Here is a 19,350-nt window from a genome sequence, read left to right as displayed (position 1 = left end):
ACACCGGGCGCGCCCGCCCGTCCCCTTTCTAGGGCAGCCAGCCCGGCTTGACCAGTCCCGACTCGTAGGCGAACACCACGAGCTGCGCCCGGTCCCGCGCACCGAGCTTCACCATCGTGCGGCTGACGTGCGTCTTCGCCGTCGCCGGGCTCACCACCAGGCGGGCCGCGATCTCCTCGTTCGACAGCCCCTCGCCGACCAGCGCCATCACCTCGCGCTCCCGGTCGGTCAGCGCGTTCAGCCGCGGCGACGGCGCCGGCTCCTTCGCCCGCGCCGCGAACTCGGCGATCAGCCGCCGGGTCACCCCCGGCGACAGCAGCGCGTCCCCGGCCGCGACCGCCCGCACCGCGTGGATCAGCTCGACCGGCTCGGTGTCCTTGACCAGGAACCCGCTCGCGCCGCCGCGCAGCGCCTCGAACACGTACTCGTCCAGCTCGAACGTGGTCAAGATCACGATCTTGACGTCGCCGAGCCGGTCGTCGGAGGCGATCCGGCGGGTCGCGGCGAGACCGTCCAGGCCCGGCATCCGGATGTCCATCAGGATCACGTCCGGGCGCAGCCGGCGCGCCTGCGCGACGGCCTCCTCGCCGTCGCTCGCCTCGCCGGCCACCTCGATGTCGTCCTGGGCGTCCAGCAGCGCCCGAAACCCCGCCCGGACCAGCACCTGGTCGTCGGCGAGCAGCACCTTGATCATCGACCGCCCCTCTCCGCGGGAGTCCCCTCACCGGCGCCCGTGGTGCCCGTGGCGCCGTCGCCGTCCGCGTCGTCCTCCGGCTCGCCGTTGAGCGGCAGCGCCGCCCGGACGGCGAACCCGCCGCCCGCCCGCGGCCCGGCGTCGAACGTCCCGCCGAGCGCGGCGGCCCGCTCCCGCATGCCGCGGATGCCGCTGCCGCCCGGGTGGTCGTCCAGCAGCGACGCGCCTCGGCCGTCGTCCTCGACCCGCACCTCGATCTCCCGCTCACGGTAGGCGATGCGGACCCGCACCGTCACCGGGCCCGGACCGGCGTGCCGGGTCACGTTCGTCAGCGACTCCTGCACGATCCGGAACGCGGCGAGGTCGGCCCCCGCCGGCAGCGGGCGGCGCTTCCCGGTGATCTCGGCGTCCACCGCGAGCCCGGCGGAGCGCGCGCGGTCGAGGAGGTCGTCCAGCCGGCCGAGCCCGGCGGTAGGGGAGCGCGGCGCGGTCTCGCCCTGCGCCCGCAGCGCGCCGATCACCGACCGCATCTCGGTCAGCGCCTCCTTGCTCGCCTCCTTGATCGCGGCGAGCGCGGTGCGGGCCTGCTCGGGATCGCCGTCCATCAGGTGCAGCGCCACCCCCGCCTGCACGTTGATCATCGAGATGTTGTGCGCCAGCACGTCGTGCAGCTCGCGCGCCATCCGCAGCCGCTCCTCGCTCGCCTGGCGGCGCTCCTCCTCGGCCCGCGTGCGGGCCCTCTCGGCGGCCCGCTGCCCGGTCATCCGGACGAGCTCGGCGGTGACCAGCACCGCGAGCGACCAGCCGACGACCACGCTGACCCCGCCGACGCTCGGCTCCTCGACCGGGAACGGGCGGCCGGGCGTGCCGCGCTCCCCGAACGGGACGCCGATCAGCGCGGTGATCCCGAAGTACACCGCCACCGAGACCGCCGTCCCGGCCCAGGCCACGAGCCGGTGCCCGGCGACGATCGCGCCGAGCATCGCGACGCCGACGGCCGCGAACGCCGGCCCGTAGGGATAGGCGCGCAGGAAGTACAGGCCGGTGAGCAGGCCGGTCGCCGCGAGCGTGGGCACCGGGTACCGGCGGCGCAGCAGCAGCAGCGCCGGGCCCGCGAGGACGATCGCGAAGCCGAGCGCGTCCAGGTGCGTGGTGCCGTAGGTGTGCGAGCCGTCGCCCCAGCCGGGCCCGTGCCCCCAGCCGTCGCCGCGGTTCCACGTCCGGTCCCGGGACGCGCCGTGCTGCGCCGCCATCGTCCCGAAGAACTCGACGGCCAGGACGAGCAGCGGGACGACCCAGACGGGCCACGCGGACGGCCGCGGCCAGTGCGCCCGGACCGCCCCGTGCGGCGGCGAAGTGCTCATTCCTGCACGTTAGGTCATCGGCGTGCGGCGGCACGTCGGCCGGGAGGAGGCAGCGGGCCTACTCCCCGGGAGGTAGGGGATCGGCCCGGGGAGGACGGCGGCATACCGGTCATTCGGCTCTGAGATGGGCGCTGAGCCACTCCAGTACGACCGGCAGGTGGTCGCGCCACTGCTTCAGCGTCGCCGGGTCACCGGGCACGAGGACCGTGTCGATGCGCATCGGCGGCTTCGCCAGCGCGGTGAACCGCACGGCCGCGTCGGCGTCGGGCCCGGTCGCCCGGGCCGCGGCCAGCACCGAGACGGGCGGCGGCGGGAGGTGCTGGAGCCGCCACGTCAGGTCCTGGTCGAGCCGGTAGGGCTCGCTGCCGCCATAGGGGTCGTCCGGTTCCGGCGCGGTCCTCGTCCCGCCGCGCGGCGCCTTCCCCGTCCCGGCCTTGAGCTTGACGACCGTCCGGGCGTCCGTGCCGGAGCCCTCGGTGGGCGTCCCGAACCGGCCGTTCAGGGACGCGCCGGCGGTGAACCGGTCGGAGTGCAGCATCGCGAGCCGCGCGGCGCACTGCCCGCCCGTCCCGATCCCCGCGACGCCCCAGCCCGCGCGCGTCTCAGGCAGCCGGTACGTGGCGGCCAGCGCGAGCGGCAGGTCCTGGGCGAGGAAGGTCTCGGCCTGCCCGCCCGCGACGCCCGGAAGGTCCAGGCACCCGGCCGGCCGGACGGGGCGCGGCGCCGCTTCCGGCGCCCCGCCGAGGGGCCCGTGCGACCTGTCAAGCGCCTGCGGGCCGCGGCGCTCCCCAGGCCCGCTCGGACCGCGGCGCTCGCCCGGCCCGCCGGGACCGCCGTGCACGGGGCTCGCGGACGGCGTCCGGACGGGCGCGAACCGGCGCACCGCCCCGACCGCCGCGTAGATCACCGGCTGGGCGCGGCCCGCCCGGATCGCGGCGACGGCCGCGTCGGGCAGCCTCGCCTCCCGCAGCCACGCCGTCCCGGTGTCCGACCCGGACCCGTCGTCGGAGACGGCGATGACGACCGGCAGCCGCCGGTTCGCGTACCGGGGCTGGAAGTACTCCGGCGGGAGGTAGACGTACGCCTGCGCGCCGAGGCCGCTGCGCGCGCCCTCGACGTCCAGCCGGTCGACCCGCCCGTCCTCGGCCGGGTCGCGCTGGTGCCCGCGCCGCTTCGGCCCGAGCGCCGTCGTCACCCGGTGCACCGGCCCGGCGGCCGCCGCCTCCGCGCCGCGGCTCGGCTGCACCTGCTTCACCGTCGCGGTCGTGGTGGTGCCGCCGAGCAGGTCTCCCCAGGTCGCGTAGAACACGAAGTACCGGTTGACCAGCAGCACGACCGCGGCGGTCAGCAGCGCCTGCGAGCCCAGGAGCAGGCCCGTCCGGGCCGCCACCGGGCGGACGCCGCCCCCGGCGAACCGCGGCCACAGCACCACCGCCGCGACGAGGCCCGCCGCGGCGGACCCGCACACCAGGACGAGGAACGCCGCGCTGACCGGCTCCATCATTCCCCCTTCAGGTGCGCGCTCAGCCACGCGATCGACGGCGGGATGTACTTGCGGAAGGTCTTGAAGTTGTGGCCGCCGGTCGGCAGCAGCAGCTTGTCCACGACCAGCGGCGGCCGCGCCGCCCTCATGAACCGCTGCGCCGACGGGTACGTCTTCTCGCCGACGTCCGCGGACGCCACCAGCACCGCCACCGGCGGCTGCGGCAGGTTCCGCAGCCGCCAGACCAGGTCGCTGCTCCGCCGGATCTGCTTGCTGCCGCCGTAGAGCTCGCGGGTGGTGCGGTCGAGCAGCGCGTCGAAGTGCCCGGCCATGCTCGCGGCGGCGGAGAACCGGTCGGAGTGCAGCAGCAGGAGCTTGGCGGCGCAGAACCCGCCGGTCGAGTATCCGGCGAGGCCCCAGCCGGTGCGGGTCCGCGCCGTCCGGTACGCCCCCGAGACCGCCTCGGGGACGTCCTGGGCGAAGAACGTCTCGACCTGCGGGCCGCCGGGCACGTCGGCGCACTCGGTGTCCCAGCCCTCCTCCACGGTCGGCCGCATCATCACGTAGATCATCGGCTGGATCCGGCCGGCCGCCAGGGCCTTCGCGGCGTCCTCGGGGATGTGCCCCTTGTCGATCCACACCATCCGGTCGGCGGCCGGGTAGCCGGCGATGAGCAGCACGACGGGGAAGCGGCGCGCCGCGTAGGCGGGCTGGAAGTACTGCGGCGGGAGGTAGACGTACGCCTCGGCGGAGATCCCGGTGCGGATCCCGCGGATGTCGAGGTGCTCGACCTGGCCGTCGCGCGCGGCGGTGCGCCCGCCCTTGCCGCCCGGGTCGAGGTCGGAGCGCACCTTCCGGACGGCCTGGCTCGCGGCCGCCGCCCCGGCGCCGGAGGGCGGCGGATGCTGCGCCTGCGTCGACGTCCCGCCCGCCGCGCTCAGCAGGTCGCGCCACGAGCCGTAGAAGAGGTAGTACGCGTTCACCGACGCCAGCAGCGTCAGCAGGACGGCGACCTGGCAGCCCGCCAGCAGCGCCGCCCGGCTCGCGACGGCGCGGGCGCCGCCGCCCGCGGCGCGCGGCCACAGCCACACGGTGCCCGCCAGGCACGCCGCCGTGAGCAGCGACAGCACGGCGAGCAGGCCCGAACTCGTCAGTCCCACAACCAGCCCCCTCCGGTGCCGCGCCCGGGGTGCGGGCGCGCAACGGGCGACTCTGCCGGGATACGGCGGAGTCCCGATCGAAGTTCAGCGAACGGTTCATCGCCGGTGGACCGTTCCGGTGCGGCCGCCGGCGCGGCGCGGAGCCGCTGGTCGGCGGTCCGGGACCGGTTCGGGGGACGCTGAGGAGGCGGCGGTAGGGCGCCGCGATCCGGTGATATGGCGCACAGTGCGCTCGGGCCCGCCCTCAGCCGTTCCAGCGGATCGGCAACCGCTCGAAACCGTGACGGGCACTGGACCGCGACATTACCGGTTCTCCCGCCGGTTGCGCGAGCGAGGGCCGCTCCAGCAGCGCGACCAGGAACGCCCGCAGATGCGCCCGGGCCAGGCGCGCGCCGAGGCAGGCGCGCCGGCCGGTGCCGAAGCACAGGTGCGGCCGCCCACCCTCCATGAACCGGTCGGGCACGAACCGGCCGGGGTCGGGGAAGACGTCCTCGTCGTGGTTCGCCGACACCAGCCACAGCGCCACCCGCTCGCCGGGCAGCAGCGGCACCCCGCCGATCTCCGTCGCGCGCCGCACCCGCCGCCGCACCTGCAGCACCGGCGTCCACCAGCGCAGCATCTCCTCGACGGCGCCGTCGATCAGCCGCTCGTCGCCGCGGTCGGCGCGGAGCCGGGCGTACTGGTCCGGGTGGCGCAGCAGGGCGTGCAGGCCGCCCGCGAGGGTGTTGCGCAGGGTCTCCGGCAGGTCGTGCGCGACCTGGCGGACGAAGTCCACCGCGTCGCCGGGCGGGATCCGGTCCAGCATCGCGGCCATGGGCGGGTCCATGTCGATCGGCGCGCGGCCCGGCTCGTCGTCGGGGATCGCGTCGGGATCGCGGCGTCCCGCCGGCCGGCCACCGCGCCCGCTCATGCAGCCGGGCCGTTCGGTGCCGAGCGGTGCCGTGCCGGGGCGTTCGGTGCCGTCGGGGGGTTCCGTCCGAGGGCCGTGCAGGACGCCGTCGTCCTCCGGCGGGAACAGCTGCGGGCGCGTGAGGGCGTGCTGGACGTCGGCGTACCGCAGCACCGCCCAGGCGCCCGGCCGCTCCGCCGCGCCCGCGTCCTGCCAGACGACCGGCGTCCGCGAGCGCAGCCGGTCGAGCCGGTCGTGCGGGACGCCGCGCGCGAAGGCGTCCGCGCAGCCGAGGGCCGCCGCGTCCGAGACGGGCAGCGCGCCTCCCCGTCGAGGCATGGGAACCCCTCCTTCTCAGGTGGACGCTAACGCGTCCCGGCCGAACCCCGTATGTCCGGATTCGGCCGTCCCCCGCCACGTGTCAGCCCGCCAGCCACTCACCGGTCTCGACACTGACCAGCCCGTGCCGGGCCGCCTCGATCACCGCCTCCCGCTGCGAGTGCACGCCGAGCTTGCTCAGCACGCTCTGCACGTGGCTGCGCGCGGTGCTGCGGGTCACGCCCATCGCCTTGGCGAGCGCCTGGGTGGACTCGCCGCGCGCGAGGCGCGTGAGCACCTCCCGCTCGCGCGGGGTGAGGAACCGCGCCACCCGCTGCGCCTGGCTGCGCGGCCGGACGGCGTCGGCCCGGGCGACCTGGTCCACGACGACCTCCCCGGCCGCGACCCGGCGCAGCACGGTGAGGATGTCGCCGGCCTGCTGGCCCTTGTGCGCGAACCCGCGCACGCCCGCCGCGACGCCCTCCTCCAGGACGTGCCGCTCCAGGAACCCGGTCAGCACCACGAACTGCGTCTGCGGGGCGGCCGCGCGCAGCCGGGGCATCCAGTCCAGCGCGGTGCCCGACGGGAACTGCAGGTCGATCAGGCAGACGTCGGCCTGCCGGCCGCGCAGCACCGGCAGCGCCTCCTCGGGCGAGTAGGCGACGCCGACCACCACGTGCCCGGCGTCCGACAGGACCAGCGACAGCGAGTCGGCGAAGACGGCGTGGTCGTCGCAGATGATCACTCTCATGGGTGCGGCCGCCAGTCGTCGGCGTGCTGCGGCGCCGGCTCGGGTAACGGCACCGGGTCGCGGAGCGGCGGGGACGACGGCAGCAGCATGCGCACCCGCGCCCCGCCCATCTCGCAGGTGCGGATCTCCAGGCTGCCGCCGTAGCCGGAGATGAGGTCGTGGACGATGCCGAGGCCGAGCGAGGCCAGCCCGCGCCGCGCCCCGCCGGTGCCCGGGCCCGCGCCGAACCCCGGGCCGTCGTCGTCGACCTGGATGACGACCCAGCCCTGGTCGGCCTCGACCTGGACGTTGACGCGGCCCTCGGCCACGCGGCACGCGTTGTCGAGGACGTTGCGGATCGCCCGCCACAGCGCGACGGGGTCCATGTGCGCCCACGCCTCGCCGCCGCCGAAGCAGACCTCGTGCGGGGTGGCGAGCCGCATGCCGGTCACGACCTCGGCGGTCAGCTCGTCCACCCGGATCCGCTCCGGGCTCGGCATGGGCTGGTCGTCGTCGTCCTCGTCGAGCCGGCGGAGCAGGTGGTCGAGCCACCGGGTCTCGCCGAGCAGCTGCTCGATCCGCGCGCGGCTGCCGTCGCCGACGTCCTCGGCGACGACGACGGCCGACGCCAGCATGATGATCGTGCCGAGCTCGTGCCGGATGTCGTGCCGCAGCCGCCGCTTCCAGAGGGCGTGCTCGCCGGCCGTCTCCGGCGCGGCCGGAGGATCGGGCCGCGCGTCCTCCCGCACGTCCTCCCGGCCGTCCTCCCGCGGGGGAGCGGCGGCGAGCGTCCCCACGCCCGCGCCCGCTCCCGGGGAGGACCGTGACCGCCCGTTGATCATGAAAGGACCCCCGTCCCTATTTACCAGCACCGCCTCCGACGGTCACCCGGCGTGCCCGGTCGTGTCCAGTCAATTGACCGCAACAGATCGGTGCGTGACCGGAAGTGGACATGCCTCGATCCGGGTAAACTCGGGTCTTTCTTCGAGCGTCTAAGTCAGGATTGTCAGTTCGGCTTGTGGCATTTCCTTCATGCCTACGGCGTAGCCGCTTTGCGCATTCGGGCGGGTGCGGCGGCGGGGCCGGCGAGGGACAGTCTCGGTATGCCGACGGTCACATTTATCGGACACGCGGGGGTGTCGGTGCACGCCCGGGCGTTCCACCTGCTCGCAGACCCGTGGCTCGCTCCGACGGGGGCCTTTATCGGGGCCTGGCACCAGTACCCCAGAAACGATCACCTCGACGTCGATCGGTTGCTCGCCGCGGACTGGGTGGCGGTCTCGCACGAGCACCTTGATCATTTCGACCCCTGGGTCATCGGCCGGCTTCCGCGGCGGACCCGGATCCTCATTCCGCGCTATCCGGGACCGGCCTTCCGGGAACGGATGGCGGAAGCCGCGGGTTCCCGCCAGGTAATCGAGATAGAACCCTGGGAGAAATTCCCGCTCGACAATCGGGGCTCCTGGATAACGGTCATTCCGGAACTCTCCCCTATGTGCCATGACGCGGCCTTTCTCATCGTCGCGGACGGCCGCGGGTTCCTGCACTGCAACGACGCCCGGCTCACCGCCGCGCAGGCCCGCCGGGCCAAGCACCTGGCGGGCGGCCGGCTCGACCTGATGGCGCTGCAGACCTCCGGCGCGTCCTGGCATCCGATCTGCTACGAGTACCCGGCCGAAGAGATGGCCAAGGTCTCGATGGACAAGCGGGTGTCGAAGCTGCGCGCCGCGCAGCGGCTCGTCCGGCAGACCCAGCCGGAGCTCGCGGTCCCGTTCGCCGGGCCGCCGTGCTTCCTGGACGGCGAGGTCGACCGCCTCAACTGGGTGCTCGGCCAGCGGGACGGGGCGTTCTGCGACCCCGAGGTCTCCACGGAGTGGCTGCGCGAGCACCTGCCGCGGCAGCGCTGGGAGTGCTTCAAGCCCGGCGACACCGTCGACCTCGACACCGGCGAGATCGTCCGGGACCCCGTCTCGGCGGAGTTCTCCTTCGCCGACGACGAGCGCCCCGCCTACCTCAAGCAGTACGCGGAGGACCGCAAGGAGCTGATCGAGGGCGTCCTCGCCGAGTACCCGGAGCCGGGCCCGGACCTGTTCGCGCGGTTCACCGCCCACTTCGAGCACCTCGGCTCGCTCAGCGACTACTTCCTCCGGCAGATCGCGATGCTGGTCCGGTTCGAGATCACCGGCCCGAACGGCGGGGTCTGGGACGTGGACTTCTCGCCGGAGGGGCTGACGGTCGGAGAGGCGTCCCCGGACGCGCGCCCGCACTACCGGATCACCACGGCCGGCCGCTGGCTGGACTCCGTGCTGACCGGCCGGATGGCCTGGGAGGACCTGCTCATCTCCTTCCGGCTCAGCCTGTACCGCGACCCGGACGTCTACAACGACTACCTGGTGGGGCTGCTCAAGCACGCGAACGCGCCCGCCCTGAACGCCGTCGAGGCGTACGAGACGGGCCGGGACGAGAGCGAGCGGATCACCGTGGAGTGGGCCGGCGGGTGCTACGACATCCCGCGGTACTGCCCGCACGCGGGCGAGGACCTGTCGGTCGGCGCGGTCATCCGCGACGGGCAGGTGCACTGCCTGGCGCACAACTTCGCGTTCGACCTGGCGACCGGCTCCTGCGTCAACGCCCGCGCCGCCAACCTCACCAGCCGCCGCGTCTCCTGACCCGACCGCGTTCACGCGCGGCGAGCCGCCGTCATGCGGGCCGGCATGACGGCGGCTCGCCGCGCTCGGCGGCGGAGCGCGTCGGGGCGTGTCCGGGGCGGGTGTTGTGTTAGGTTCCTTATGGTTAATGGGGGATTGAAGGGGTGCGCGTGAAACGCGGGGCCTGGGCGGCTTTCAGTGTCAGGCTGAGCCGCACGTTGAATCGCAGGAAGCCGAACCGGGTGCAGCTTGGCCTGATGGCCGTGGTGTTCGTGCTGCTCATCGGCGGCATGGAGGTCCTGGCCCTGAAGGTCGGGTCGTTCAACCTGCCGTTGCCGTCGGACGGCCATCCCGCCGTCGCCGACCACCCCAAGCACTGACGCCTCCGGCGCCGGCCCTCACTTCGCGGTGTTGCGGGCCTTCATGATGCTCTGCAGGTCGGGATGGGCGCCGCCGGACGCGTCCGCCAGCGACGGGCACGCCCACTCGGACTGGTGCCCCCACGAGTAGGAGATCTCGAGCCTGGGACGCGGCGCGAGCCTGTCCCAGCGGGCGAGGATCTTCCGGAACTGCGCCTGCGTCGGCAGCCAGTACTGCTTGTCGCCCTTGCTGCAGCTCTGCCCGAACGTCTGCAGGACGGGCGCGACCCGCGCGCGCGGGATGCCGGCGTCGTCGGCCAGCCGGACCATCCGGTCGATCGCCCCGATGTCGCACGAGTCCTGCACGTCCGCCGAGCCCTTGCAGGGGTACGGGTCGAGGCCGTAGAGGTCGACGCCGACCCGCTTCGGCGCGAGCTGCCGCATCGGCCAGTCGGTCAGCGAGACGAACGAGACCTGGCCGGGCGCGTTCTGCCGGATGTAGTCGGCGCGCCGCCGGATCTCGCCGGCGACCTTCGGGCAGCGCCCGGTGTCCGGCTCGTCGGACAGGTACCACCCGTACACCTTCGGGCTGCGCCCGTACCTCTGCACCGCCCGGGTGAACGCGTCGTAGTCGAGGTCGAAGGAGCCGCAGGTGAAGTTGCCGACCCACAGCAGCGCCTGCATCCCGTCGGGGACGCCCGCGACGAGCGAGTCGTCCGGCTTGGCGTCCACCAGGTCGTAGCCGAGCTCCTTCAGCCGCGGGTAGTCCGACGGCCGGGTGTTCAGCGCGATGCGGCGGGTCTCGCCCGGCCGGGCGGCGGGGCTGCCGGGCGTCGCGGGCGGGCCGCTGTAGGGGGCGTCCCCGCCGGACGGCGACCGGTGCTGGAGGTAGAGGAGGAACCCGGCCACGAGCACCACCGCGGCCGCGACGGCCGAGACCTTGAACCGGACGTCCCGGATGTCCATGTCTCCCTTTCCCCGATGCGGGTCTCTACGCGGCGGAGCCGGGCTCCTCGGCGGGCGTGCGCGGGGCGGCGTCGGCCGCGTGCGGCGGCGTGTGCGGCGGCGCGGGCTCGGGCGCCTCCTCGACGGTCCCGTCCGACGCCACCTGCAGCGGCGGGATCGTGAACCCGAGGATGTGCTTGACGGTGTCCCACAGCGCCCGCAGCGTCTGCCGCATCGACGGGTCGCGCAGGTAGACCGCGTCCACCGCGACCCGCGCCGGGACGATCCGCTCGATGTAGTTGACGAGGTCGACCTCCTCGCCCGGGCCGAGCACGTCGAAGTCGCGGAACCGGACCTCCGACACCCCGGTCAGCCCCGGCCGGTGGTCGAAGATCCACCGCGAGTCCGCGTCGTAGTGCACCGCGAGGTCGTAGGTCTCCGGGCGCGGCCCGACCAGCGTCATCTGCCCGCGCAGCACGTTCACCAGCTGCGGCAGCTCGTCCAGCGACCACTGCCGCAGCAGCTTGCCGATCCGGGTGAGCCGCGGGTCGCAGTTGGCGGTGACGGTGAGCCCGCCGACGCCCTGCCGCATCGTCCGGAACTTGTACATGGTGAACGGCCGGCCGCCCTGCCCGACGCGGGTCTGCCGGAACACCCCGGGACCCGGGCTGGACAGCCGGACCAGCAGGTAGATGAGCGCCAGCGGGACGCTGAGCAGCAGCAGCCCGGTGAGCGCGCCGGCGATGTCCAGGGCGCGGCGCGCCCCCGAGGGCGCGACGCCGTCGGACGGGTCGACGGGCCGCGTGGCGAGTTCGGTGTTGTCCTCGGACATGGTCACCCCTTGCTGTGCGGAGCAGGGTCGTCGGCCGCGGCGAGCCCCGCGCCGGACGCCTCCGGCGCGGGCCCCGCCCCGGCCGCGGGTTCGCGGGCGGCGGTCTTGCGGACGTGCTGGAACCAGGCGAGCAGCGCGGCGGTGGTGGCGACGAACGAGACGGACGTGGCGATCGCCGCGCCGACCGCGCCGTGCCGGGGGATGAGGATCGCGCCGAGCACGACGACGACCAGCAGGCCGATGCCCTGCCCGGTGGACGCGGCGCCGGGCCGCCCGACCCCGTACAGGTACGCCATGATCAGCCCGGTGACGCCGAACGTGACGACGCCCGCGAGCCGGATGTAGGTGGGCACGACCGCGTCGTCGAACACGTCCCCGAAGATCCACGGCAGCGCCGTCCCGGCGACGAGCGCGAGCGGGACCGCGGCGAGCGCCGACACGCCGAGCGCGGGCAGGATGAGCCGGGCGGTGCGCCGGGTCGCCTTCGCCCGGTCCTCCTTGGCGAAGTCGGGGTACAGCACGTAGTTCACGGCGAGGCCGGGCAGCTGCACCAGCTCGGCGAACTTGCTCGCGACCGTGTAGACGCCGAGGACCTTCGGGCCGGCGAGCGCGCCGAGCAGCGCCATGTCGAACCGCAGCTGGAGCAGGTCGATGAGCTGCCCGACGTAGCCGCGCACCCCGTATCCGGCGATCGTCCGGCCGAGGCGCGGGTCGGCCCGCCCCCAGCCGCGGAAGAACCCGCGGGTCGCGAGCCGCCGCGCGATCCACGCGGCCGCCGCGACGTCGGCGAGGACCAGCCCGGTGATCAGCGCGCCCGGCCCGTACCAGCCGGTGAGCAGCACCAGGTAGATCGGCACGAACACGAACTCCTCGACGGCGATGGCGAGGCTCGCGCCGTGCTGGTCGTCGGTGCCCTGCAGCAGGCCCTTGCCGACCGACACGAACCCCTGCGTGAACGACGGGACCGCCGCGGCGATCGTGATCCAGATCCCGAACGACTTGAAGAACACCAGGTAGGCGAGGGGGCTGAGGGCGAGCCAGCCGGCCCCGCCGAGCACCGCGCCGATGACGGTCAGCCACGCCAGGGTGGGCCGCACCCGGCTCTGGTCGTAGGAGTCGCGGGCCAGGAAGTAGGGTGCGGCGCCGGGCAGCCCGGCGCTGGACAGCTGGCACAGCAGCCCCGGCAGGATCCGCACGAGCGTGAACGCGCCGACGAGCTTCGGCCCGCCGATCCGCGCGACCAGGATCGTGGCGATGCCGAGCGAGCCGAGCGCGCCGATCCGTCCCGCCATGTTCCCCGCGACGAGCGCGAGGAGCCGCCGCCGGAGCCGTCCGGCGTCGGCGTCGGCGGTCGGCGCCGCCGTCGGCTGCTGGGTGTCGGTCATCGGGCTCCCTCCGCGGCGGGGTCGTCCGGGTCGTCGGGGGTTCCGGCGGGCCGCCCTCCCGGGGCGGCGCGCCGTCCGAAGAGGTCGAGGGCGGCGACGAGGCCGAAGAACGCCCAGCCGTGCCGGTAGTGCAGGGTCTGGTAGAAGAGCGCGGAGACCAGGAACACCGCGAGGAGCGCGCCGAACATCTCCGGGCGCGGGACGAGCGCCGCGTACTCGGCGGTGAGGGCGCCCCGCCGGGCGATCCGCACGCACCGCATGATCAGCACGAACAGCAGCGTGACCAGCGCGATCCCGCCGAGGAACCCGCGTTCCAGCACGGCCGCGATGTAGTCGTTGTGCGCCTCGCGGACGTACCCGTACTGCCGCGCGAGCATCTGCGGGCGCGTCTGGTTGGGGCCGATGCCCCACGGGTGCGTCTGCTCCTCCAGCATCTGGACGGTCGCGGCGTTCACCGAGCTGCGGGACTCGGTGCTCTCCCCGGTGGTGCGCCCGATGGAGTCGCGCAGCACCGGCGACATCTGGCTCGCCCGGTCCAGGTACGGCTGGATGTCGACGGTGGTGACGACGGCGACGCCCGCGCCCGCGACGAAGAACGCCAGCGAGCCGACCGCGATCGCGTGGTGCGCCTTCCCCTCGCGGACGAGCCCGAACAGGTAGCCGAGCAGCAGCGCGACGCACAGCGCGAGGAGCCCGCCGTTGGAGCCGGTCAGCCCCTCGGCGGTCAGCAGGACGGCGCAGACCGCCCAGCGGTGCCAGGTCCTGCGCGGGTACCGGGCCGCGCGGGTGATGAAGAAGACGCAGATGAACCAGTTGGAGGCGTAGTTCGCGTCGCCGAAGGTGAACATGGCGCGCTCGCCGTCGAGCTGCTTGCCGGACATCGCCTCGATCCCGAGGATCATCCCGAGGATCTCGATGACCGCGTAGAGCGTGCCGATCACCACGAAGGCGCGCAGCGCGAGCCGCAGCGCCCTCGGGTCGCGGCCGAGGTTGGCGATGCACACCGCCCACATCAGCACGAACAGGTCCTTGACCAGGGTCAGCGTGCCGGCCTGGTTGACGACCGCGGCGATCCCGCCGGCGATGATCGTCATCAGGGTGGGGACGAGGAACGGCCAGCGCACCGGCAGCCCCCGGCCGCTCGCCCACAGCAGCGTCACCGCGACCAGCCCGATGAGCGCGAGGTCCGGCAGCCCGGTGTTGCCGGGGCCCGGCGGCAGGCCCGCCGGCATCAGCATCGGCAGCGACGCGATGCCGAGCACCAGGGCGACCGACGTCAGCGGCCACCGCCGCCGGAGCGCCGGGAGCTCCGCCTCGGCGGGGGCACCGGCGTCCGGCCGGGCGTCCGGCGTCGCGTCCGGGGGCGCTTTGGTCAGGACGGTCATGGGCGCCTGGAGCCTCCTCGGTAGGTCTCGTCCAGGACGGTCCCGAGGTGCGCGGGGGAGAACCAGTCGCCGATCCGGGCGCGGGCCCGCTCGGCCATCCGCGCGGCGGCGGCCGGGTCGTCCAGCAGCGCGCCGATCGCGCCGGCGAGCCGCTCGGGGTCCTCCGGCGGGACGAGCATCCCGGTCTCCCCGGCCAGCACCAGGTCCTGGTTGGACGGGACGGCCGTGGCGACCAGCGGGATCCCCGCGCCGATCGCCTCGACCAGCACGCACGGCAGGCCCTCCCACCGGGACGGCATCGCCATCAGGTCGAACGCCGGCAGCACCTCGGCGACGTCGTCGCGGTGCCCGAGCCACCGCATCCGCTCCCCGATGCCGAGCTTCGCCGTCAGCGCGTCCAGCTCGTCCGCCATCGGGCCGCCGCCGACCCACAGCCCGAACACGTCGTCGGGCAGCCGCGCGAGGGCCCTCGCGAAGATCTCCGGGCCCTTCTGGAACGTCAGCCGGCCGATCGCGCCGACGACCTTCACCCCGAGCGGCAGGTCGAGGCGGCGGCGCGCCTGCGCCCGGGACCCCGCCGCGGTCGCGAACGCGTCAACGTCCACCGCGGGCCACGACAGCCGGATCCGCTCCGGCGTGGCGAGGCCGAGCCGCAGCGCCGTCGTCACCGTCTCCGACCCGATCGCGAGGAACGCGTCGGTGCGCTTCGCCGCGACCCGCTCGAGCCGGATGTAGACGCGGCGCCGCGCCCACGACTGGAACTCGTTGAACGGGAACCCGTGCCAGGTGTGGACGATCCGCGGGACGCCCGCGCGGGCCGCCGCGACCCGCCCGATCACGCCGCCCTTCGCGCTGTGGGTGTGGACGACGTCGTAGCGCCCCTCGGCCAGCACCCGCGTCAGCGTCTTCAGCGCGGCGAGGTCGTCGCGCGGCGAGATCTGCGGGACCAGCGGCCCGACCTGCACGATCTCCATCCCGGCGGCGTGCGCGGCGGGCGTCAGGTCGCCCGCCGCCGCGTTCTCGACCGCCTCGTCCCCGTACAGGACGGTGTCCCTCGTCGCGCGCGCCTCCCCGTTCGAGGCGACGCTGTCCATGCCGACGCCCCCGGTGACGATCGCGCGCTCGTACTCCCCGTCCGGCAGCGCCAGCGCGCCGTTCAGCGCCACCTGACCGGCGCCGCCGTTGAACCGGGTGATCACCGTGGCGACTCGGAGCTTCCTGCTCGTACTCAACGCGCACCTCACAGGCCGGGAGGGTCGGGGATGCACCCCGGATGAAAAGAACGGGCGTCACACAGGCGGGAGGGGCCGTGCGGCGGCGGGTCGCCGGCCGGCAGCGGGCGCCGCACCGGGTGGTACTCCGGGAGCAGCCGGCGCAGCAGCATCCGGACCCGGCCGTCGTCGCCGGCCCCGGCCGCCGCCGCCAGCTCGTCCAGCAGATGCGGCAGCCCGGCGGGCGGCGGCGCCGGACGGGTCGCCCAGATCTTCGGATGCGCGGTGCGGATCCGCCGCTCGGAGTCGGCGAACGCCTTCTCCGCGAGCTTCTCGCCGGGCCCGAGCCCGCTGAACCGGATCGTCACCTCCGGCAGCCGCAGCTGCTCGGCGTACCGGTGGACCAGCTCCACGACCGGGACGGGACGGCCCATGTCCAGCACGAACGTCTCCGCCTCCTCGGCCAGCGCCGCCGCCTCGATCAGCAGCCCCGCCGCCTCCGTCACCGTCATGAAGTGGCGCGCGACCTCCGGATGCGTGATCGTCACGACCTCGCCGGAGGAGATGCGGTGCGCGAGCAGGCTGAGCAGCGCCCCCGCCTCGCCGATGACGTTGCCGACGCGGACCGCCGCGAAGCACGTCGGGCCGCCCGTCGCGGTCTGCAGCAGCAGCTCCCCGAGCCGCATCGTCGCGCCGAACACCGAGGTCGGCTCGGCGGCCTTGTCGGAGGAGACGAACACCATCCGCTGGACGTCGTGCCGGACCGCGCTGTCGACCGCGTGCCGGGTGCCGACGACGTTGTCGGCGACCCCCCGGCACGGGTCCTGCTCCACCTTCGCCAGCTCGTTCTGGCCGGCGGTGTGGAACAGCAGGTCGGGGCGGGCGTCCCGGACGACCCGGTCGACGCGGGCGCCGTCGCGCACGTCCGCCTCGGCGAGCGTGACACCGGCCCCGCCGCCCTCCGCGGCCAGCTCCCGGCCGAGCCGGGCGAGCCCGGCCGCGTCCTTGTCGACCAGGCACAGCGCCTCCGGCTCCAGCCGCCGGACCTGCCGGCACAGCGCCGACCCGACCGTCCCGCAGGCGCCGGTGACCAGCACGCGCCGGCCCCGGACGAGGCGCCGGCCGCGCAGCCCGGCCAGCGCCACCTCGTCCCGCCCCATCAGCAGCGCGAGCGGGCTGACCGGGGCGGGCGGGGGCGGGACGTCCCTGCGGGCCGGGCGGGGCGGGAACCATCGCACGGTCAGCTCCGGGCCCGCAGCGCCTCGGTGAGTGCGGCGATGACGCGGTCCTGTCCGTCGGACGTCAGGCCGGGATACAGCGGCAGGGACAGCAGCTCCTCGCCGACCCGGTCCGTCACCGGCACCCGCGCGCACTCGTCGGCGCCCAGGATGTCCCGGTACGACGTCATCTGGTTGGCGGGGATGAAGTGGACGGACGTCGACACGCCCGCCGCCTCCAGCTCCGCGCTGATCGCGTCCCGGTCCGGGACCCGGACCTGGTAGAGGTGCCAGGCGTGCTGGATCCCGCCGAGGTCCCGCTGCGGCAGCGTCAGGCCGGGCAGGCCGCGGAACGCCGCGTCGTAGGCGGCGACGATCTCGGCGCGGCGCCGCTGCCATTCCGGCAGCGCGGCGAGCTGCGCACGCCCGATCGACGCCTGCACGTCCGTCATGTTCGCCTTGAGGCCGATCTGCTTCACGTCGTACCGCCAGCTGCCGCCCGGCAGGTACCGCTTCCAGGAGTCCTTGCTCATCCCGTGCAGCCGCATCGCCCGGACCTTCTCCTGCAGCCCCTCGTCGCTCGTCGCGATCGCGCCGCCCTCGCCGATCGGCATGTTCTTGGTGGCGTAGAAGGAGAAGCACGCCGCGAACGACTCCGACCCGACGGGCTTCCCGCCGCGCGCCGCGCCGGGGCCGTGCGCCGCGTCCTCGACGACCCGCGTCCGGTCCAGCCCGGCCGCCTCCGCCAGCGCCGCCACGTCCACCGGGTAGCCGCCCTGGTTCTGCACGATCATCGCCGCGGGGGCGGTGCGGGCCGCCGCGGCCGCGACCGTCTCGGGGCTCGGCACCAGCGTGTCCTCGTCGATGTCGACGAGGACCGGCCGGTGCCCCGCGTGCAGGATCGCGTTGATCGCGCCGCAGAACGTCAGGCTCGGGGTCAGCACCGCCGACCCCGGCGGCAGCTCCAGCCCGCGCAGGCACAGCTCCAGCGCGGTCGTGCACGACGCGACCGCGATGACGTGCGCGGCGCCCAGGTAGTCGGCGAACTCCTGCTCGAACGCGGCGGTCTGCGGCCCCGTGGTGATCCACCCCGAGTCGAGGACCTTGACGACGGCGTCCGAGACCTCGTCGGACACCGACGGGATCGTGAACGGAACGGTGGACTGACCGGCTGAACTCATTGCTACCCCTTGATCTTGCGGGACGTGGCGATGACGCCGAGGAGCGGCCAGCCGGACGCGGCGACCAGGTCCCGGACCGTCTCCAGCCCTGACACCCGCGTCACCGGACCGACCACCACGACCACCCCGACCTCGTCGTCCGAGCCCGGATCGATGTCCTCGAACGCGTGCACGTGGCACACCGCGCGCCCCGGCACCGGGACGGGCTGGGTGATCTCCGACGGGGAGACCGCCTCGCCGGACTTCTTCGTCATCACGGCGGTGCCGCCTCCGGCGCGGACCACCGACGTGCTCCTGCCCGTGCCGGGACCGGAGCTGTTCACCGACGGGCCGTCGCCCGGCTCGTCGCCGGACCCGTCGTCCTTCTTCGGCCGGCCACCCTTCCGCTTCGCGGCGGCGCCGGTCACGGTGCCGCCACCGTCGCCCTCGCCCGGACGCTGCCGGACGGGACGGGCGCCGACCACCTTCGTCCGGTCCCCGTACACCGCCGACGCCACCGACGACACCAGGTCGGCGGGCAGCGGTCCGGGCGCGCCGACCAGGGTGACCTGCCCGACCTCCTCCTTGCGGGCGGCGAGCCGGACCCGCCGGCCGAGGTCGGCGAGCTCCGCCGGGCCCTTGTCGGCCCAGCCGAGCAGCGGGACGCCGAGCCGCCGCGCGACCCGCCGCTGCCCGGGGATCGTGGGGCGGGCCATCTCGTTCAGCACCGCGATGAGGATCCCGGCGATCAGCCCGACCAGTCCCGCGACGACCGCCATCATGACCGCCGGGTCGCTCTTCGGTGCCAGCACCGCCGGCTGCACCACCGAGGCGTTCCCGGCCGCCAGCAGCTGCGCCTGCAGGTCCGACCGGTTCGACCGCAGGTCCGTCAGCTCCGCCTGCACCCGCTCCCGCTCGTTCGCGGCGCCGATGTCGGGGTTGGGCTGCGCGCCGGCCCGCCGCGACAGCGGCCCGAGCCTCTTCTCCAGGTCCCGCACCCGCTTGTCGATGTCGCCGAGCTGCTGGTTGATCGCGCCCTGGTTGGAGTCGTTGATCTCCTTCACCACGGCGGCGCCGATCGCGTCGGTCAGCTTCCGCGCGGCCTGCGGGTCCTTGTCCTTCACCGACAGCTCGACGACCGTGGAGGTGCCGAGCCCGGCGACCCCGATGTCCTTGGCGAGCTTGGTCGTGGACCGGTGCAGCCGCAGCTGCCCCAGCACCCCGGCGAGCAGGTTGTCGCTGGTCGCGAACGCCTTCACCTGGCTGACCACGGTGCTGACGCCCGCGTCCCCGGCCGCCGCGTCCGCCGCCTTCGCGGTGGCCTGCAGGCGCGTCTTCGCGACCGCGGGCGGGTCCTGCCGGCTCATCAGGCCGCCCACCAGCACCAGCGGGACGACCGTCATGACCAGCAGGAGCGCCCAGTAGCTGCGGGCGACGCGCGCCGCGACCTCATCGATCTCCACGGGTCTCCCCTCCGGCCTCCGGCTTCGTACGGCCGAGCGTAGGAAGGCCCGATGCCGCCCGAATCGCCCAAACGACGACCCCCCACTACGCCGTTTGCATCAGGCCC

At 74.5% G+C, this 19,350-nt stretch carries 17 protein-coding genes; 2 read left to right on the top strand and 15 right to left on the bottom strand.

The window, feature by feature from the left end; translation table 11 throughout:
* Window positions 1-28: 28 nt before the first annotated feature.
* The 7 genes from J4557_RS19570 to J4557_RS51690 all read right to left on the bottom strand — a co-directional run bounded on the left by J4557_RS19570 (window position 29) and on the right by J4557_RS51690 (window position 7,435).
* A complete protein-coding gene (locus J4557_RS19570; RefSeq protein ID WP_190864891.1) occupies window positions 29-694 on the bottom strand; it encodes a response regulator transcription factor in 666 nt (221 codons plus the stop codon).
* The gene (locus J4557_RS19565; protein ID WP_208268171.1) at window positions 691-2,058 is read right to left on the bottom strand and encodes a sensor histidine kinase; all 1,368 of its coding nucleotides are present in this window, start codon (window positions 2,056-2,058) and stop codon (window positions 691-693) included. Before J4557_RS19565 ends, J4557_RS19570 begins: the two co-directional genes overlap by 4 nt.
* Window positions 2,059-2,167: 109 nt before the next feature.
* Window positions 2,168-3,559 (bottom strand): alpha/beta hydrolase, encoded by a 1,392-nt coding sequence (locus tag J4557_RS19560; protein WP_208268170.1) that lies wholly within the window; start codon window positions 3,557-3,559, stop codon window positions 2,168-2,170.
* Window positions 3,559-4,701, bottom strand: coding sequence for an alpha/beta hydrolase (locus J4557_RS19555; RefSeq protein WP_208268169.1), 1,143 nt, complete (start codon window positions 4,699-4,701; stop codon window positions 3,559-3,561). Before J4557_RS19555 ends, J4557_RS19560 begins: the two co-directional genes overlap by 1 nt.
* 244 nt (window positions 4,702-4,945) lie before the next feature.
* Window positions 4,946-5,929, bottom strand: coding sequence for a cytochrome P450 (locus J4557_RS52195; RefSeq protein WP_208268168.1), 984 nt, complete (start codon window positions 5,927-5,929; stop codon window positions 4,946-4,948).
* Between the two features lie 82 nt (window positions 5,930-6,011).
* Entirely contained in the window at window positions 6,012-6,659 is a 648-nt protein-coding gene (locus J4557_RS19545) for a response regulator (protein WP_208268167.1), read from the bottom strand.
* Entirely contained in the window at window positions 6,656-7,435 is a 780-nt protein-coding gene (locus tag J4557_RS51690) for a sensor histidine kinase (protein ID WP_208268166.1), read from the bottom strand. Before J4557_RS51690 ends, J4557_RS19545 begins: the two co-directional genes overlap by 4 nt.
* 696 nt (window positions 7,436-8,131) lie before the next feature.
* Here J4557_RS51690 and J4557_RS19535 point away from each other — a divergent pair.
* The gene (locus tag J4557_RS19535) at window positions 8,132-9,307 is read left to right on the top strand and encodes a Rieske (2Fe-2S) protein (RefSeq protein WP_243776058.1); all 1,176 of its coding nucleotides are present in this window, start codon (window positions 8,132-8,134) and stop codon (window positions 9,305-9,307) included.
* 221 nt (window positions 9,308-9,528) lie between these two features.
* Window positions 9,529-9,666 (top strand): hypothetical protein, encoded by a 138-nt coding sequence (locus J4557_RS19530; protein WP_208268164.1) that lies wholly within the window; start codon window positions 9,529-9,531, stop codon window positions 9,664-9,666.
* A gap of 18 nt (window positions 9,667-9,684) precedes the next feature.
* On the opposite strand, the gene J4557_RS19525 is transcribed toward J4557_RS19530, so the two are convergent.
* The 8 genes from J4557_RS19525 to J4557_RS19490 are packed head-to-tail and all read right to left on the bottom strand — an operon-like array spanning window position 9,685 to window position 19,243.
* Complete coding sequence (locus J4557_RS19525) at window positions 9,685-10,611, bottom strand: hypothetical protein (protein ID WP_208268163.1); 927 nt, start codon at window positions 10,609-10,611, stop codon at window positions 9,685-9,687.
* A 25-nt stretch (window positions 10,612-10,636) separates the two neighbouring features.
* A complete protein-coding gene (locus J4557_RS19520; RefSeq protein ID WP_208268162.1) occupies window positions 10,637-11,422 on the bottom strand; it encodes a sugar transferase in 786 nt (261 codons plus the stop codon).
* Between the two features lie 2 nt (window positions 11,423-11,424).
* On the bottom strand, window positions 11,425-12,807 hold the full coding sequence (locus J4557_RS19515) for a lipopolysaccharide biosynthesis protein (RefSeq protein WP_208268161.1): 1,383 nt from the start codon (window positions 12,805-12,807) through the stop codon (window positions 11,425-11,427).
* Window positions 12,804-14,192 (bottom strand): O-antigen ligase family protein, encoded by a 1,389-nt coding sequence (locus J4557_RS19510; protein ID WP_208268160.1) that lies wholly within the window; start codon window positions 14,190-14,192, stop codon window positions 12,804-12,806. Before J4557_RS19510 ends, J4557_RS19515 begins: the two co-directional genes overlap by 4 nt.
* Entirely contained in the window at window positions 14,189-15,424 is a 1,236-nt protein-coding gene (locus J4557_RS19505) for a glycosyltransferase (RefSeq protein WP_208268159.1), read from the bottom strand. Before J4557_RS19505 ends, J4557_RS19510 begins: the two co-directional genes overlap by 4 nt.
* An 8-nt stretch (window positions 15,425-15,432) precedes the next feature.
* A complete protein-coding gene (locus J4557_RS19500; protein ID WP_208268158.1) occupies window positions 15,433-16,641 on the bottom strand; it encodes an SDR family NAD(P)-dependent oxidoreductase in 1,209 nt (402 codons plus the stop codon).
* Window positions 16,642-16,643: 2 nt separating this feature from the next.
* Window positions 16,644-17,801 carry a DegT/DnrJ/EryC1/StrS family aminotransferase gene (locus J4557_RS19495; RefSeq protein ID WP_208268157.1) on the bottom strand — a complete coding sequence of 386 codons (1,158 nt, stop codon included), beginning with the start codon at window positions 17,799-17,801 and terminating at the stop codon, window positions 16,644-16,646.
* A gap of 2 nt (window positions 17,802-17,803) precedes the next feature.
* Window positions 17,804-19,243: a YveK family protein gene (locus J4557_RS19490; RefSeq protein ID WP_208268156.1), complete on the bottom strand. Its 1,440-nt coding sequence runs from the start codon at window positions 19,241-19,243 to the stop codon at window positions 17,804-17,806.
* Window positions 19,244-19,350: the final 107 nt, after the last annotated feature.

The organism is Actinomadura nitritigenes (genome assembly GCF_017573545.1).
Taxonomy (GTDB): domain Bacteria; phylum Actinomycetota; class Actinomycetes; order Streptosporangiales; family Streptosporangiaceae; genus Spirillospora; species Spirillospora nitritigenes.
This window is presented reverse-complemented; position numbering and strand designations above follow the sequence as displayed.